15 protein-coding genes, 1 tRNA gene and 1 pseudogene are annotated in these 17,288 nt (G+C 36.8%); 8 read left to right on the top strand and 9 right to left on the bottom strand.

The window, feature by feature from the left end; all coding sequences use genetic code 11:
- The first annotated feature begins 36 nt into the window (after window positions 1–36).
- The 3 genes from ACZDYH_RS09220 to ACZDYH_RS09210 all read left to right on the top strand — a co-directional run bounded on the left by ACZDYH_RS09220 (window position 37) and on the right by ACZDYH_RS09210 (window position 1,673).
- Window positions 37–258 (top strand): hypothetical protein, encoded by a 222-nt coding sequence (locus ACZDYH_RS09220; protein WP_000929654.1) that lies wholly within the window; start codon window positions 37–39, stop codon window positions 256–258.
- Window positions 259–865: 607 nt separating this feature from the next.
- Window positions 866–1,330, top strand: a complete 465-nt coding sequence (locus ACZDYH_RS09215) for a hypothetical protein (RefSeq protein WP_434713808.1) — start codon at window positions 866–868, stop codon at window positions 1,328–1,330.
- A gap of 270 nt (window positions 1,331–1,600) precedes the next feature.
- Window positions 1,601–1,673, top strand: a tRNA-Val gene (locus ACZDYH_RS09210).
- A 64-nt stretch (window positions 1,674–1,737) separates the two neighbouring features.
- Here the strand turns inward: ACZDYH_RS09210 and ACZDYH_RS09205 are convergent.
- The 7 genes and pseudogenes from ACZDYH_RS09205 to ACZDYH_RS09175 form a co-directional block, all read right to left on the bottom strand.
- A complete protein-coding gene (locus ACZDYH_RS09205; protein ID WP_459070458.1) occupies window positions 1,738–2,334 on the bottom strand; it encodes a hypothetical protein in 597 nt (198 codons plus the stop codon).
- A 157-nt stretch (window positions 2,335–2,491) separates the two neighbouring features.
- Window positions 2,492–3,037 carry a hypothetical protein gene (locus tag ACZDYH_RS09200; RefSeq protein WP_434713806.1) on the bottom strand — a complete coding sequence of 182 codons (546 nt, stop codon included), beginning with the start codon at window positions 3,035–3,037 and terminating at the stop codon, window positions 2,492–2,494.
- Between the two features lie 81 nt (window positions 3,038–3,118).
- A pseudogene (locus tag ACZDYH_RS09195) lies at window positions 3,119–3,332 on the bottom strand (hypothetical protein).
- 55 nt (window positions 3,333–3,387) lie between these two features.
- Window positions 3,388–3,750 (bottom strand): hypothetical protein, encoded by a 363-nt coding sequence (locus ACZDYH_RS09190; RefSeq protein WP_001036583.1) that lies wholly within the window; start codon window positions 3,748–3,750, stop codon window positions 3,388–3,390.
- A gap of 132 nt (window positions 3,751–3,882) precedes the next feature.
- Window positions 3,883–4,065 (bottom strand): DUF3976 domain-containing protein, encoded by a 183-nt coding sequence (locus tag ACZDYH_RS09185; RefSeq protein ID WP_434713804.1) that lies wholly within the window; start codon window positions 4,063–4,065, stop codon window positions 3,883–3,885.
- Window positions 4,066–4,093: 28 nt separating this feature from the next.
- A complete protein-coding gene (locus ACZDYH_RS09180; RefSeq protein WP_001109902.1) occupies window positions 4,094–4,471 on the bottom strand; it encodes a hypothetical protein in 378 nt (125 codons plus the stop codon).
- 2 nt (window positions 4,472–4,473) lie between these two features.
- Window positions 4,474–4,683, bottom strand: coding sequence for a helix-turn-helix transcriptional regulator (locus tag ACZDYH_RS09175; protein ID WP_000428506.1), 210 nt, complete (start codon window positions 4,681–4,683; stop codon window positions 4,474–4,476).
- Window positions 4,684–5,506: 823 nt separating this feature from the next.
- Here ACZDYH_RS09175 and odhA point away from each other — a divergent pair.
- The 5 genes from odhA to ACZDYH_RS09150 all read left to right on the top strand — a co-directional run bounded on the left by odhA (window position 5,507) and on the right by ACZDYH_RS09150 (window position 15,314).
- Window positions 5,507–8,374: a 2-oxoglutarate dehydrogenase E1 component gene (odhA, locus tag ACZDYH_RS09170; RefSeq protein ID WP_000197158.1), complete on the top strand. Its 2,868-nt coding sequence runs from the start codon at window positions 5,507–5,509 to the stop codon at window positions 8,372–8,374.
- 133 nt (window positions 8,375–8,507) lie between these two features.
- Window positions 8,508–9,767 carry a 2-oxoglutarate dehydrogenase complex dihydrolipoyllysine-residue succinyltransferase gene (gene odhB, locus ACZDYH_RS09165; protein ID WP_000569896.1) on the top strand — a complete coding sequence of 420 codons (1,260 nt, stop codon included), beginning with the start codon at window positions 8,508–8,510 and terminating at the stop codon, window positions 9,765–9,767.
- Between the two features lie 124 nt (window positions 9,768–9,891).
- A complete protein-coding gene (locus tag ACZDYH_RS09160) occupies window positions 9,892–11,811 on the top strand; it encodes a putative thiazole-containing bacteriocin maturation protein (protein WP_434713800.1) in 1,920 nt (639 codons plus the stop codon).
- Window positions 11,808–13,757, top strand: a complete 1,950-nt coding sequence (locus ACZDYH_RS09155; protein ID WP_434713798.1) for a TOMM precursor leader peptide-binding protein — start codon at window positions 11,808–11,810, stop codon at window positions 13,755–13,757. The genes ACZDYH_RS09160 and ACZDYH_RS09155 overlap by 4 nt, the downstream gene beginning before the upstream one ends.
- Window positions 13,758–13,772: 15 nt before the next feature.
- Window positions 13,773–15,314, top strand: coding sequence for a SagB family peptide dehydrogenase (locus ACZDYH_RS09150; protein WP_434713797.1), 1,542 nt, complete (start codon window positions 13,773–13,775; stop codon window positions 15,312–15,314).
- Between the two features lie 30 nt (window positions 15,315–15,344).
- Here ACZDYH_RS09150 and ACZDYH_RS09145 read toward each other — a convergent pair whose 3' ends face one another.
- Window positions 15,345–15,755: a DUF3908 family protein gene (locus tag ACZDYH_RS09145; RefSeq protein WP_000996781.1), complete on the bottom strand. Its 411-nt coding sequence runs from the start codon at window positions 15,753–15,755 to the stop codon at window positions 15,345–15,347.
- Window positions 15,756–15,915: 160 nt separating this feature from the next.
- A complete protein-coding gene (locus ACZDYH_RS09140) occupies window positions 15,916–17,250 on the bottom strand; it encodes a CoA-disulfide reductase (protein WP_025709879.1) in 1,335 nt (444 codons plus the stop codon).
- Window positions 17,251–17,288: the final 38 nt, after the last annotated feature.

The raw sequence follows: 17,288 nt of genomic DNA, 5'->3' as shown, positions 1-17,288 counted from the left end.
TATATTAGAAAACACCTTAAACTGAGGAGGAACTCAATGGCGCATTGTACGTATTGTAAAACGAAATGGAAAGTAAAAGATGTATGGTCAATACTCGTGACATTTGAAAAAGATTGTCCGTATTGTTTTGGGAGGCAATATCTATCAAAGAAAACAGTGAACGCTATGCCAGAACTTATAAGCTTACCTTTACACTTCTTGTTCCCTTTTCTTGTTGATTTGAGTGATGAAGGTCCTTTGGATTGGTATCGGAAATAATATAACCTCTACATCCAAAGACTACTTTCTACTAAATTCGCTTCTCATCATTATCCCTTCATACATTACTCTCATAATCGCTTATACTTTCCCTTTTAAAGATCCCATAGCTCAACAGGAAGAGCGTCCCCTGAACAAATTTTATCAATTATGACTAAAAAAACAGTGATATATGTATACTGTTAAACATAAAAAATTAGCATTAGGTTCCAATTAAATATTAATTGAAACCCAACACTACTTGTATTCTGTAATTCAGAATACAAGTAGTGTTTTTTATTATGCATTTTTGCATACAGTATTGTTTTCTCTTGTAAATAGATAATAATGGTATATAATAAAATCAACGTTTTACCAATAAAAGGTAATAAAGAGTAGTGGGATAAGCAAATAACCAAAACGTATTAACAGATTTGCTCTATGTAAATCATGATACATATATGGAATCAAAACTATGAAATTATATGTAGAGGTTAGATTACTACAAGATGAAAGATTCATAGCGAATACACTCGAGAAAAAAAGCGTTCGATTAGATTAATGTTATAAAACTACTTAATGTGATATCTATGGAACGAATTGAGAATATACTTAGGGGGAATTTCAAGTGAAAACATTTAGTAAAGTATTATTAACAGGAGCTTTAGCTTTAGGCGGTTTAACGGTTATGAACATTGAAACACCAAAAGCACATGCTGACGAATGGGATGGTTGTCATTACATTTGTGGTCCTGGTGAAACGGTGAAGGGTGTTACAGTTCAGGTACACTCTACACAAGTTACTTTTGGTAACAGCGTAATTGCAAGAATTACAAATGACCGAGCTGAAGAAATTCATTACAATGTCAGCCTTGAAAAGAAATATGGCGATAGATGGGGAGAATTTGAAACCAACTTCCGTTGGCAAAATCAATGGGTCCCAGCTGGAAGCAATGATGAAATTGCAACTTTCACAGGATATGGCGATGATATTTATGAGGATGGAACATATCGTTATAAAGTCGAAATAAAAGGCGCTGACGGTTCTATTGATACAATTTACACAGCAGGAATGACAGTTACAGGACGATAGCTTATGAACAAGCTCCATTATTTATGATTGTATTTTTGAAAATATCATTGATAATTGCGTTGATATTATTATTAAAATAAGCTCTTCGGGGCTTATTTTTTTATACAAAAATTAGAATATAAATATTCAGAAAATTACATCTTTACACCATTAAAGTTTGTTGCTATTATAGGAATACATCAAATGTTACAATACCCAACAAATTGTACAAATCCTCCGATTACACGAATGAAATGAAAATACATTGCTGATGGTAACATTTATAGTTGGGATCCCGTAGCTCAGCAGGGAGAGCGCCACCTTGACAGGGTGGAGGTCGTGAGTTCGAGCCTCTCCGGGGTCATATAAAAAAGAGACACCATATCAACCTTCTACGTGATATAGTGTCTCTTTTTTATCTCATTCAATTACTTCCCACCAAACATCTTCTCCAAAGACTTTGCATTGGCAAACAATACTTCTTTCAAGTTATCGTCAGCAACGATTTTATAGTCGTCATCTTTGTCTTTCTTTAAGTTCAAGGTAACTTCGCGAGTTGCCATTGCTGCATCTTTATCTGCTAAGTTTTTGACGATAGTTGAGGTCATTGTTTTTTCGATAGCTTTTTCAGATTGTTCTTTGTCTTCACTAAAGGCACTAGCGAACGCCATTGGCATAACTTCTCCCACTGCTTTTGTTACAGCAACGGATAGATCAGCAGATGTAATTTTCACTTTCACTTCTGCTTTGTCATCCTTTTTCGATACTTCTTCTATCTTTTCAAATTTAAAGTTCTTTGTAATTGCACTTAGCATTGCTTTTGCCTCAGCATCATCTGTTTTTTCATTTAGCTTATTAAATTCCTTGTCACTCTCAACAAATGTACGAGCCTTTTCTACATCACCTTTTTGTATCGCTGTTAAAAATTCTTCTGTAGTATCTTTGGGATTTGCACACCCTGCTAAAACACCTGCTGTTAATCCTACTACCATCATTAATAGCAATAATTTCTTTATCTTTTGCACGCTCATTCTCCTCTTATCTTTTCTAGTAAGTCAGCATCATACAATATTATGAAACTGACATTACAAACATTTTTTAGTATAGCATTTATATGATTCGTTTTCTATTAATTCCCAAAAGATAAAGGGCCTTGCAGCATTCCTACAAGACCCTCTTCTATCAATCTGTATCCGTAGCACAAATGAACCACATTTTCTGTTCCCTACTATCTAACACCATCCAAGTAACATCCCACGCAACATCGTAAAACCAATCTGTCCAAGGGCGATAGCTTTCGAACACTTTAATATCTTCGTATCGATCTTGGAACATATATTGACATACATTGACTGCTAATTGTTTTGCGATAACTGGTCGTTCCTTAAACCCTTCATATGCTCCGCCCCACAAAATTTGCGCAGCAATGCTACCATCAAGCATAGCTGCCAGCTGCTCTTTAAAACGAAACTTATATTTGTCTGATGTATGTATTTTTAACTCTTCTAAGTTATTGATTATGTCTAAAGAGTTGAAGATTCTTCTAAAGAAGTGCTCATGTCCATCTTTCGAATGTGGTATTTCTTTAAAAAAATTTTCGTTATGCACTTTAAAACAGCTTATTATTGTTCCACCAATTAAGTTTTGTTCCTTAAACGTGTTTATAAGTTGCTCAACAGATGAGTCATTCGTGTCTATTTTTTCAAACGTTCCCTCTTTCCATCTCATAACGCCCACTACTCTCTATTAAAAATTTGTTTCTTCATTATAAATAGCAAAATAAAAACCAGCAACTTTAAGGTTGCTGGCTTAGCTCTTATTCATATTCGAAAAAACAATAACAACTGCTCCAAACAAATAATGCCCTACTACCATCCACATACTCCAATCAAAAATCATAAACGATAACCAAAGCGATATATTAATAGCAGTAAATAATAAATATAAAATGAAATCTCTCTTTTGCATTGCTCCTCTATTCATCAAAATGTAAACGGCACCGATAGGAGGAAAAGACAAATATTTTTCTTAACGACCACGAATACTAAATTACTGTCTACAAAAGATTCTCCTTTTCATCACAATACCTGCTTCGACATCGGCCTCACTACCCTATATTCATCACTATAAGCTTCCTTTATGATTAAAGGCGGATATTCACTTTTTTCTTCCTCAATCATTGTGAATACTTCTGTTTTCTCTTGTAATGTATTAGATTCTCTATTTTTAGTAGGTTTTTTACTTGTTTTAATTTCCCTTGTTACTTCGCCAAGTTTTCGCCCAACTTCTTCTACTTTGGCAGGTTCATTCGTAACATAATATTCTTGTTCGTCCCATACTAATATAGGTGGCACTTGTTCTCTTTTGTTACATATTATATAAGTAGTACTAGCTACAAGTAGTAGACAAGTTAATAAATAGAAGATAGTTTTTTTATTCATATACTACACTCCTTATCTATCATTTCATTGGATTATATAATATAAGTTATTTATAGTAAATGGATTTAATGGTATTTTTTAGGTTGAATAATATAAAAAAACCTTACCGAAGTAAGGTTCCGTTTTTACATTCTATAGTGACTGACTTATTAAAACAATCATTACAATAATCGCTATAAGCATAACAACTAAACAGGCGATTAATTTATAAAATCCTCGTTTCGTTAACTTCCCGCCTTGAACGTCTTTACGAATAAATAAGAATACGGCTAAAAATAATACAAGCCCAATGCCAAAAGCATACATCATTTGCATATGTTAATCTTCCTTTCTCTCTTCCATCTTAATATCTTTTTGATAAAACAACAAATGAGATAAAAACTGTACTCATTGTAAGTGCCATAAGTATATTTAATAATTCAGTAGCAGATAGTGTAAGTATTTTTAAGTTTAAGCCGATAGAGAAAAGAAGATAATATGCCGTTAACGCAAAAAAGGTTACAAACATTCCTTTATAACGAATAAGTTTCATTCGCTCATCTTTTTCTTTAAATTGCGGGTGCAAGTAGCTTAGACAGAAACTCATAATCATCATCCCAAGCAATGGATACGTTATGGCTGGCGGTGCAGAATGCGTCATTATACCTGTTAATATCATAAATCCACTCATAAATAGAAAAATAATCCCCATAATTACAAAGTACTTTTGTGAATAATTCATCCCTATTCCCCCTCTTCTTTTCCTTCATAAATAAATACATGTTCTATCGTTGTCTGAAATGTTTTCGCTATTTCAAATGCTAGCGGAAGTGATGGATCGTATTTCCCTTTTTCAATTGAGATAATGGTTTGTCTGGAAACTCCAAGTTTCTCAGCCAACTTTTCTTGAGATAGTCCAAATTTTTTTCGGTATTCGACCATTTTATTTTCCAAGGAAATTTCTCCCTCCTTCCATATACCGAGTATATATGTAAAGGAAACTTTACGTCAAGTTCCCTTTACATATATTTTGATTATTATTCACGCTATTTATATAGAAGAAACTTTTTTCAATTTCAGCACGTCTATTTTGAAGCGAAACACGGAACACTGTAAATAACTGTTACTATATCTCCTCACTTCTTTTTTTTAAATTTAATATCTCCATATTTGTTTTATCCTTTTAAAATATTTCATTTATTTCTTTATTTCACGAAATACGTTATTTGTTTTACGGTGTTTTTCGTCATATTTATAGAAACTAACTGTTTATGGAGCATTTTTTATGTTTAGCAACTTTTTTTGTAGAAATCCTTCACTTTCCTTTCAATATTTAACACTATCTAAATAAAGTTTACGATAAATTCATAATTTTTTATTTTTTATACTATATTCCGTTATATTGTTGTATAATATCTATGAAAGCGCTTATTATTTCAATATACATAATTCAAACCGATTTTATCGAAACATTCTAACTATTATACCTATATTTAAATGCAACAATTATAGCTATTAGTATAGGCATACCAAATATATCCACCCCATTTTTCTGTAAAATTACTTTATAACATGAAAGATTAACTTGGGTGATAAGTTATTGTGAATGTTTTTTTACAAAACAGATAAGTAATAGTGTTTGGTATTATGTAAATTATTGTAATAACATAAGAGTAAAGAAAACATTTACATTGATTATTGATTCATTACTTATTGAAAAAGAGCAAAATGCACCTTTGTATGGAAAAGGATTATATGCATTGGGAGGTTTAAACAAATGACGAGGAAGAATACAACGACAAACCCTTGGGCCAAGTTCCACGGTCCGAACCTTGGTTATGTTATTGAACAGTATGATCTTTACGTAACTGGAGCAGGTTCTGTTGATCCGGAATTACAAGAGCTTTTTGAAATTTTTGGAGCTCCTTCGTTTCAAGATGATGTCGTAACAGGGGACAACACAGCAACACATTTTTCTCCTCAAAACACAGGTAACATTGAAAAAATTCTTAAAGTCGTTCAACTTGTTGAGCAGATTCGTTCTTTCGGGCACACGTTGGCTCACATCAACCCGATGGAAGATGCTGCAAATGGACAATCTCTTCTTGAGAAAGCAATGAGCGAACTGAGTGATGCTGACTTGAAAGCGATTCCAGCGAAAACAGTATGGCCAGATGCACCAGAAGGTATTCACACTGCACTTGATGTAATTCATAGATTAAAAGACGTTTATACAAAATCTTTAGCTTATGAATTTTCTCATATACAAGATAGTGAAGAACGCGCGTGGTTGCATCAAATGGTGGAATCAAATTCATTGCGTCAACCACTATCAAATAAAAAACGAACTGCTCTTTTAAAACGTTTAACAGCTGTTGAAGGTTTCGAGCAATTCTTGCATAAAACATTCGTTGGGCAAAAACGTTTCTCTATCGAGGGCGTTGATATGCTTGTACCTGTTTTAGATGAAATTGTTCTAGAAGGTGCTAAAAACGGCGTTGAGGATGTCATGATTGGTATGGCTCACCGCGGTCGCCTAAGCGTACTTGCTCACGTATTAGAAAAACCATATAGCCACATGTTTGCTGAGTTCAAACATGCAAAAATAGAAGGCGCAGTGGCTAATTCTGGCTGGACTGGCGATGTGAAATACCACCTAGGTAGAGAACAAGTCGTTAGTAACGAAGAAGTTAGCACTCGCGTGACATTAGCAAATAACCCGAGTCATCTTGAGTTCGTGAATCCTGTAGTAGAAGGTTTCGCACGTGCTGCTCAAGAGAATCGTAAAAAATCTGGTCTTCCAGATCAAGATACTTCAAAATCATTCGTAATTTTAGTTCATGGTGATGCTGCATTCCCTGGTCAAGGTATTGTATCTGAGACACTCAACTTAAGCAGATTGAACGCGTATCAAACAGGCGGAACGATTCATGTTATCGCAAACAATGCAGTTGGTTTTACAACTGATAGCTATGATTCTCGTTCTACGAAATATTCTAGTGACCTTGCAAAAGGTTTCGATATTCCGATTGTTCACGTGAACGCTGATGATCCGGAAGCTTGTCTTGCAGCTGCTAACCTTGCGATTCAATATCGCATGTTGTTCAAAAAAGATTTCTTAATCGATTTAATTGGTTACCGCCGCTACGGTCATAACGAAATGGATGATCCAGCAGTTACGCAACCACAAGTGTACAAAAAAATTAAAAACCATCCAACTGTAAGAGCAATTTATGCAGATCAATTACAAGCTGCTGGTGTTCTAAATGCAGATGAGGTTGAAACAATTACACAGTTTACACAAGAGCAATTAAAATCCGACTATGCACAAGTACCACCAGCTGATACGAGCGACGCAACAATTCACGTTAAAGTACCAGATGTTGTTGCAAAAGGTATTCAGTCAATTGATACTGGTGTTGAGATTGACTCACTTCGTGCAATTAATGAAGGTCTACTATCTTGGCCGGAAGGATTTAACGTATATCCGAAAGTGAAGAAAATTCTTGAGCGCCGTAAAGATGCTCTTGAAGAGAACGGTAAAATTGAATGGGCACTTGCTGAATCGTTAGCATTCGCTTCTATTTTACAAGAAGGTACGCCAATTCGTTTAACTGGTCAAGATTCACAGCGTGGTACATTCGCACACCGTCATATCGTATTACACGATACTGATACAAACGAAACATATTCACCATTGCATCGCTTACCAAACATTAATGCATCGTTCTCTGTTCATAACAGTCCGTTATCAGAGGCTGCTGTTGTTGGTTACGAATATGGTTATAACGTATTCGCTCCAGAAACTCTTGTTATGTGGGAAGCGCAATATGGTGACTTCTCAAATACTGCGCAAGCATTATTTGATCAATATGTTTCAGCTGGAAGAGCAAAATGGGGTCAAAAATCTGGCTTAGTTCTTCTATTACCACACGGTTATGAAGGTCAAGGACCAGAGCACTCTAGTGCACGTCCAGAGCGTTTCTTACAGTTAGCTGCTGAGAATAACTGGACAGTTGCAAACTTAACGAGCGCGGCTCAATACTTCCATATCCTGCGTCGTCAAGCATCTATCTTAGGAACAGAAGCTGTTCGACCATTAGTATTGATGACGCCGAAGAGTTTATTACGTCACCCACTTACGCTTTCAACTGCTAGTCAGTTAAGCGAAGGACGTTTCCAACCTGCTTTAGAACAAGAAAACCTTGGCATGAAACCAAATAAAGTAAAACGTCTTGTTTTAAGCACAGGTAAAATGGCGATTGACTTAGCAGCAGAAATCGAGTCTGGTAAACATGAGTACAACTTAGACGAAGTTCATGTCGTTCGTATTGAGCAATTATACCCATTCCCTGCTGAGAAAGTTCAATCTATTATTAAACGCTTTAAAAACTTAGAAGAAATCATTTGGGTTCAAGAAGAACCTCGTAATATGGGCGCATGGCATTACATGGCTCCAATTCTGTTCGAACTTGCTGGAGATAAAGTGAAAACAGGCTACATTGGACGTCCTGATCGCTCTAGTCCATCTGGCGGCGATCCATTCGCTCACAAAGCTGAGCAAGAGCTAATTGTTGCACATGCTTTAGATGTGAAGTATAACTTCCGTCAAGATAAACAAGAAATTGAAGTTTACAGCAACTAAAAAGTAACAATGAATGTTTCTAGCTTGTTCCTTGGGCAGATATTCTGCCCAAGGCCAGGCTAACAAATGGAGATTACCGAAGACAAAAGAAGAAAAAACACACCGTTAGGCAAATAAGGGGAGGACATTTAAAATGATCGAAATTAAAGTACCTGAGCTTGCAGAATCTATTACTGAAGGAACTATTTCACAATGGCTTATCAACGTAGGCGACAAAGTTGAGAAAGGTGGCAGCGTTGTTGAGCTTGAAACTGATAAAGTCAATGTAGAAATCATTGCAGAAGATTCAGGTATTGTATCGAAGTTACTAGGCGAACCTGGGGATACAGTTGAAGTTGGCGCAACTATCGCAATTTTAGATGCTAATGGAGCACCAGTTGCAGTAAGTACACCTGCACCGGCTGCTGAGCAACCAAAACAAGAAACAGCTGAAGCACCGAAAGCTGCGGCACCAAGTGCTGAGCAAACTGCAACACTACAAGGGTTACCAAATACAAACCGTCCTATCGCATCACCAGCTGCTAGAAAGATGGCTCGTGAATTAGGAATCGACTTAAACGACGTACGTAGTACAGATCCACTTGGACGCGTGAGACCACATGATGTACAAGCTCATGCTGCAGCACCAAAAGAAGCACCAGCTGCTCCAAAGAGTCCAGCTCCTGCTCCAGTTGCAAAAACGGAATTCGAAAAACCAGTTGAGCGCGTGAAAATGTCCCGCCGCCGTCAAACAATTGCAAAACGTCTTGTAGAAGTTCAACAAACATCTGCAATGTTAACAACATTTAACGAAGTTGATATGAGTGCGATCATGGAATTACGTAAAGAACGCAAAGATGCTTTCGAGAAAAAACATGATGTACGTCTTGGCTTCATGTCATTCTTCACAAAAGCAGTTGTTGCAGCATTAAAACAATTCCCATTATTAAATGCTGAAATTCAAGGTGACGAGCTTATCATTAAAAAATTCTATGATATCGGTATTGCAGTAGCAGCTCCAGATGGATTAGTTGTTCCAGTTGTACGCGATGCTAACCAATTAAACTTCGCTGAAATCGAAAGCGAAATTCGTGAATTAGGTAAAAAAGCACGCGATAACAAACTTTCATTAAAAGAACTACAAGGTGGTACATTTACAATTACAAACGGTGGTGTATTCGGTTCTCTAATGTCAACACCAATCCTAAATAGCCCTCAAGTTGGTATTTTAGGAATGCATAAAATCCAAGTACGCCCAGTTGCAATTGATAACGAGCGTATGGAAAACCGCCCAATGATGTACATTGCTTTATCTTACGATCACCGTATTGTTGATGGTAAAGAAGCAGTTAGCTTCCTTGTTGCTGTTAAAGATATGCTTGAAGATCCAAAGTCATTATTATTAGAAGGTTGATAGATTAAAAATCTATTAAAGGCTGTAGAATGAATCATTCTACAGCCTTTTTTTATTGTGTTCATACGGGACAAATTTCATGACATAAAGTAATAATGTATGCCTAAACGTAAGGAGGATTAAAATGAATAACCTTCCAATTCATGCAAAACTTAAAGTAAATAAGGATACTTTCTTCCTTCCCGATTCAAACGGGGGTGTCTATTTTCGAAATAACGCCAGTTCATTTCGCATGGACGGTGATGGAATTTATGACTGGATTGAAAAATTAATGCCAATGTTTAACGGAAATTATTCTTTAGCAGAAATAACCGATGGCCTCCCTCTCCCCTATCAAAATCGGGTATTTGAAATTGGAGAGATTTTATATGAAAATGGTTTCGTTCGCGATGCAAATCAAGATGCACCTCATGAATTAAACAGTACATTACTCGACAGATATGCTTCGCAAATTGAATTTTTAGAAGCCGATTCTCATTCAGGTGCTTTAAAATTCGAAACGTACCGCGGAGCAAATGTCCTTGTACTTGGTTCTGGGGATATGCTCACTTCCTTAGTTTCTTCTTTATTAGAATCTGGTTTACCTACATTTTATTACCTCGTTACAGATCGGGATGAAACAAACTATGACAGAATACATGAGCTAATAGAACGTGCATATGAAGTTGATAACAGTGTACTCCTTCAAGAAATCGATACTACAATTGACCGTCCCTTGCATGAAGTATTCGAACCTTTTGATTGGATTTTATATGTTTCTCAAAACGGAGACATTGACGGTTTAAAAACAGTTCACACTATTTGTAGAGAAACGAAAAAGAATTTTATACCAGCTATTTGTTTATCAACACTCGGTATAGCTGGACCTGTCGTAATGGAAAACCGTGATGAATGCTGGGAATCCGCATGGCATCGACTACATGAAACGACTTTGCAAAATGAAAATTCATCGGATTCCTTCTCACAAATTGCATCTGCCATGTTAGCAAATGTAATCGTTTTTGAATTGTTTAAACATGTCGCGGATGATTCATATCGTGAAAAAGAATCACAATTCTTTTTATTAAACTATGAAACACTTGAAGGAACGTGGCATCCTTTTATAAAACACCCTCTTGCAACTGATGAAAGTTTTACAATTGATACGATAGAAAATCTTTCTGAAAAACTTGAGCATCGGTATGGCCAACATACTTCAACTGATGTATTCCGCTTTTTCGACTCATTAACTTCTAAAGAAGCCGGTATATTCCATGTATGGGATGAACAAGATTCATATCAATTACCGTTATCACAGTGCTATATTCAAGTAGCCACTCCACTATCAGATGGCCCAGCTCCCCTTCTGCCTCTTATGACTTGCAGTGGATTGACTCATAATGAAGCACGCCGAGAAGCCGGTTTAACAGGAATTGAAACATATGTAGCAGAAATCATTCACCGCCTTATTCCTGAACATAACGATATCGGTATCGGTGCTGGAGAAACGATGACAGAAGGATTTTACCGGGCACTACAACAACATTTAAACAATAAACTGTATGAGCGGCAGTCACATATGCTAGAAGAACTTACAACGATTGATTTAACTGATATTCACGATAAACATTGTAGATTTTATTACGATGCTCTTGCTACAATTCATGAAACACCTAAAATTGCAATGAGTGAAGAGATTCTCAGTTTTCCAGTCATTTGGATTGGTATAAATGATAGATGGTACGGTGCATCTAATATTAATATGACGTTAGCGTTACGAAGCGCACTACAACTATCACTGCTACACATTCAAAGTGAAGAGACTCCTTACAGAGCTAATATCTTGCCTGAATCATCTATTATTTTATATGACACGGATTCTTTTAGAGTGGAAATACAAGCGGAAGAAGAAATTCCAAGTGTGCAATCTTTACAGCTTGCCTTACAGCATTTAGAAGAACATAATTTTTATCCCTTCGTGTTTGATTTAGCAATCGAACCATTTTTGAAAGAAAACTTAGACGGTGTGTATGGGGTATTAATTGCAAAGGAGGACGGTCTATGACTCAAAATATATTACTTATAGGGGATGGCCTTCTTGCAGACTATGTACATGATCAATTATGCAAACAATATTCCATCATTCGTCAGCATACCCTTACAGAAGAACTTCCTGAAAATATTCATCTCGCTCTCGTATTACATGACGGATCTCCTTCTACTATTCATCATGACGCTGAGCTAATTTTTCGGTCAAATCATATTCCGTGGTTACGTGGTTTTACTTCATTTGGCGAAGGTATTATCGGTCCTTACATTCATCCTCTTACGCCCGGATGTTCCCATTGTTCTGATGGACGCCGTTTTATCGCTGGCTTTGATCAAAAAGAAATGTGGGAACTACAACGGAAATATGCCTTTAAAGCAGATAATGTAACGAGGCGTGATGTACGTGCCACCCAAAATGGAATGTTACAAATGTGCCATCTTATTTGCGCAGAAACAGAAAAAATATTAACTCATAACCATTCTTCTTTAGAAAATGAACTTATTTTACTAAACTTACAAACATTACAATGTACGCGGCATTCTTTTCTTCCAGATCCTCTCTGTCCTGTATGTAGTAATTTACCTGATGATACTGCGGATGCGGCGGAAGTTTCTTTACAACCGAGTTTAAAAGTAAGCACCGAAACGTATCGCTGCCGTTCCATTCATGAATTAAACACATTTTTAACGCGAGACTATTTAGATTATCGGGTCGGTATGTTAAACGGCAAAATGCAGCATTCATTATTACCATTCGCTGACGTCATTATAAACATGCCATTAATGTTCGGAAATGAAGGTGTTGCAGGCCGAACTCATTCATTTGCAGTGAGTGAAGCAACTGCTATTTTAGAAGGTTTAGAACGATATTGCGGTATGTCGCCTCGCGGGAAAAAGACAAATGTGCATGGTAGTTTTCATGATTTAGAGGAACATGCACTAAATCCCCTCACACTCGGTGTACATGCAAATGAACATTACAATCGTGATAATTTTCCATTTAAGCCGTTTGATCCTGATTATGAGCAAAACTGGGTATGGGGATATTCTTTATCACAAAACAGACCGCTTTTAGTTCCTGAATCAATTGCTTATTATAGCCTCGGTCATCGAGATGCTTTCGTGTATGAAACATCAAATGGATGTGCAATTGGCGGTAGTTTAGAAGAAGCGATTTTTCACGGTATTTTAGAAATTGTAGAGCGTGATGCCTTCTTACTCACTTGGTATGCAGAATTACCTCTTCCCCGCCTTGATCTGAGTTCAGCAAATGATACAGAATTACAATTAATGATCCAGCGGTTACGTACGATTACCGGGTATGAATTACACGCTTTTAATGCGACGATGGAACACGGCATCCCGAGCTTATGGGTAATTGCAAAAAATACGCGTGAAAATGGAATGAACGTTGTTTGTGCGGGAGGCGCTCATTTAGATCCTATTCGAGCCTTAAAAAGCGCCATTCAAGAAATAGCAGGCATGTTACTAATAACAGACGATGAGCTCGAGCACAAAAGAGAATACTACGAAAAGTGCTTACAAGATCCTTATTTCGTTAATAAAATGGAAGACCATAGTATGCTGTACGGATTGAAAGAAACGGAAGAACGTCTTCACTTCCTTTTACGAGAAGATGCACCGGTGCAAACGTTCCAAGAAATAAATGTATCACAATCATTTGATATGGATTTAACATCCGATCTCCACCAACTTTTAAATCGTTTGCATCAATCTGACCTTGAAGTAATCGTTGTAGATCAAACCGTTCCCCTTATAGAAAAGAACGGACTACACTGTGTAAAAGTTATTATTCCAGGTATGTTACCGATGACGTTCGGACACCATCTTACTCGGGTTACAGGACTGGACCGGGTATATACCGTACCGATGACAATTGGATATACAGACGAACCTTTAACAAATGAAAGATTAAATCCACATCCACATCCGTTTCCATAGTAAAGGAGGGATTTCATGCAGCTAGATACTTTTTTACATCATCTCCATTTCTCTATCGATGAAATTATGCCAAATCATGAGGTGGACTGGAAAGACGCACCGCTTCCTTATAAATTATATCGAAATGTACCTACCATCCCGCTCTCCTTAGAAATCCCGTTATCTTTATCGAACTCTTCTACTACACCTACTCTAAATGAGATTGGTCACTACCTTTGGTATTCATTTGGTGTAACACAATTATGTCAGCTAAATAGCGAGAGAAATGTATTACGTAGATCCATTCCTTCAGGCGGTGCCTTATACCCGAATGAATTGTATATCTATTTAAAGATTGACGATTATCCAGACGGCATTTACCATTATGACGCCGCGCATCACCGACTTATTTTACTTCGCGAAGGAAATTTCGATTCTTATTTAGCAGACGCACTCGGTAATCGCTGTAACATACAGGATTGTTTCGGTGCTGCATTCGTATCCACTATGTTTTGGAAAAACTTCTTTAAATACAATAACTTTTCATATCGACTTCAAGGATTAGATAGCGGGGTTCTCATTGGACAATTACTAGAATGTGCAAATCAGTTCGGTTATACGAACGGCGTATACTTTCAATTTCTAGACCGTGCACTGAACCATTTACTCGGATTGTCAGAAGGTGAAGAAAGTGTGTATGCCGTTATTCCTTTAAGTACAGAGCCAGAAACTAATTGGTTTCACAATGATTACCGTGAAAATAAAACAGTTACTTCTCATGAGTTGTTGCAACAAATTCCGCCGCTCGCACATGAACATTTCGTTCGCTCAAAACATGTAGATGAATATCCGATGATAACAAAAATAAATGAAGCTTCTATGATCGAATCGACAGCACACTTCCAAACACTAGCTCATGAAGAGCACTATCAACATCATGAGTATGCTGTACAACTGCCGAAAGTAGAGCATTTATCTTATGATTTCTTGCAACTTTGCAGAAAACGGTATTCCCCTGATGCTGACTTTACTTTAACGAAATGGGATGCAGCTGAGCTCGCTACTTTACTACAAGAAGCGAGCCTCTCCTTCCCCTATTACAACGACCTTGATGGTAAGTATACAAATAAAAATACACGCGTCTCCTTATATGGATGTTTTTATAACGTGAAAAATATTGAAAACGGAGCTTACGCTTATAACAGTAAAACACATTCCATACAACCAATTCGATATGGAGACCTTCGCTACCCACTTCAGTCTAGTATGACGATGGATAACGTAAACCTTTTTCAAGTACCACTTTGCCTACATGTAGTCGGAAAGAAAGATTATTATACAAATGCATTAGGCTATAGAGGGTACCGTATCCATCAAATGGAAGCAGGTATACTCGTTCATAAACTCGTTTTTGCAGCGACCGCGATGGGGATGGGCGGGCATCCTTTACTTAGTTTTGATACAAATTCATGTGATCAATTGTACGGAATAGATGCTGGGAATGAAACATCTCTTATTCAAGTTCCAGTTGGGGCATATCGAGCGCGGAATTGGTTAAAAGGGGCTTTGCATTGTTAGAAGCACGCCGTCTATCGGCGTGCTTTTTTACTAGATTAACTTAAAAATACTCTTAATTTGTCTAGCAAATAACCAATTTTTCGTACCGTAGTTATCATTTAAACTATCTAAATTGATAGATTGTCCGTTAGCAAACTTTAATTCTAACGTAGTATTTTTGTCATTTGTTTTTAAGTTACTATTTGTAATGTCATCATACTTTAATTTTTCAATTTCAATATATTCGTCTTTTTCTTGTCCAATCACGACATGGTCTTGGAAGAAGAAAAATACTTCTACTTTTTTACCGAAACAAAATACATTTTTCGTATAAATTAATGTCGCGTTATCAAGTCCGACACATACTTCTTTCATTTCTTCCACAACGTGTCCAAAGTCTTCTTCATGTCTTGCATTTGATTCAGCAATCCATTCTTCGATTGTTTTCATGTTAATTGCCATACTGCGCCCCCTGGTTCATTCATTGCTTCGTTTAAAAAATAAATACTATATGAAAATATAAGCGATACGTAATATGTTTTCAAGGGGAAAGGGTATATTCAAAATAAAGTGAAACTTTATTTACTCCCTCATTGTAAAAAAAATAGCACTTTAAAAAGTGCTATTCCGCTCTCCTTGCCGCTTGCTGAATTGGGTCCCAAACGCTGTTATATGGTGGTGCATAACTTAAGTCGACATCTTCTAAATCGTGAATACTCATTTTATTGAAAAGTGCCATTGCAATCACATCAATCCGTTTATCTACGCCTTCTTCTCCAATTACTTGCCCGCCCAATAATTGTTTCGTATCGGATCGATATAGTAATTTCAAGTAAAGTGGTTTTGCATTTGGATAATAGCCCGCCATATTTGTAGAATCTACTTTAACTGTTTTATACGGGATGTGTAGCCCTTTCGCTTCTTTTTCATTTAATCCTGTTCTTGCAAGCGTCAAATCCATAAATTTAATAATACCTGTACCTAACGTACCTTTAAAGGCTCTTCGTTTATCCAGCATGTTCAGTCCAGCAAGTCGCCCTTGTTTATTGGCAGTCGTTCCGAGCGGGATATGATCATGAATTTCCTTTATAACGTGGTAATGTGTTGCGCAATCACCAGCTGCATATACGTCTTGCACATTCGTTTGCATATATGCATTTACTTCAATTGCCCCTTTATGATTCTTACGTATATTTGTCCCTTCAAGGAAATCAGTATTTGGCTTCACTCCGACAGATACTAAAACAAGATCCGCTTTATACGTACCTTTATCCGTTTCAACTACTTCTACTCGTTCATTCCCTTTGAATGCTTTTACATTTTCATTCGTTAAAATTTCAATATGATGCTTATCTGCTTCTTTATGTATGTACTCTGCCATATCTGCATCATAAATCGTACCGATATGATCATTTCGCTCAATCATTCTTACTTTCTTACCAAGTTCGACGAATGTTTCTGCCATCTCAAGTCCAATGGCACCACCGCCAATAATCGTTACATCTTCAACTTTATTCGTTTCTAGCGTTTTTAATATGCGCTCAGCATCAGGAATTGTTTTTAAAAGATGAACGCCTTGTAATTCCCGTCCTTCCCATTCTGGCATAACAGGACGCACTCCAGTCGCAATTAATAATCGATCGTACGGAAATTCAAAGACATCTTTCGTCTTCGTATGCTCTGCGTACACCATTTTCTTTTCCGTATCTACTTTCGTTACTTCATGACGCACTTTCGCATCAATTCCATATTTCTCACGAAACGTCTTTACGTTACGCGCGATTAACTTTTCAGTTGAAGCGATAGCACCACTAATGACGTACGGTAATCCACACTGAGCGTACGAATAAATTTCACCTTTTTCTAAAGTTACAACATTTGCATTTTCATCGTTTCTAACAATTTGCATAGCTGCACTCATACCAGCTGCATCTCCGCCAATAATGACATAGTTCACTTTACCACTCCTTCTTTTTTACATACTCTTTACGTTTT

The organism is Bacillus sp. EB V-12, from assembly GCF_056158125.1.
The sequence above is the reverse complement of the archived record's forward strand: the minus strand, read 5'-3'. Positions and strand labels throughout refer to the sequence as shown.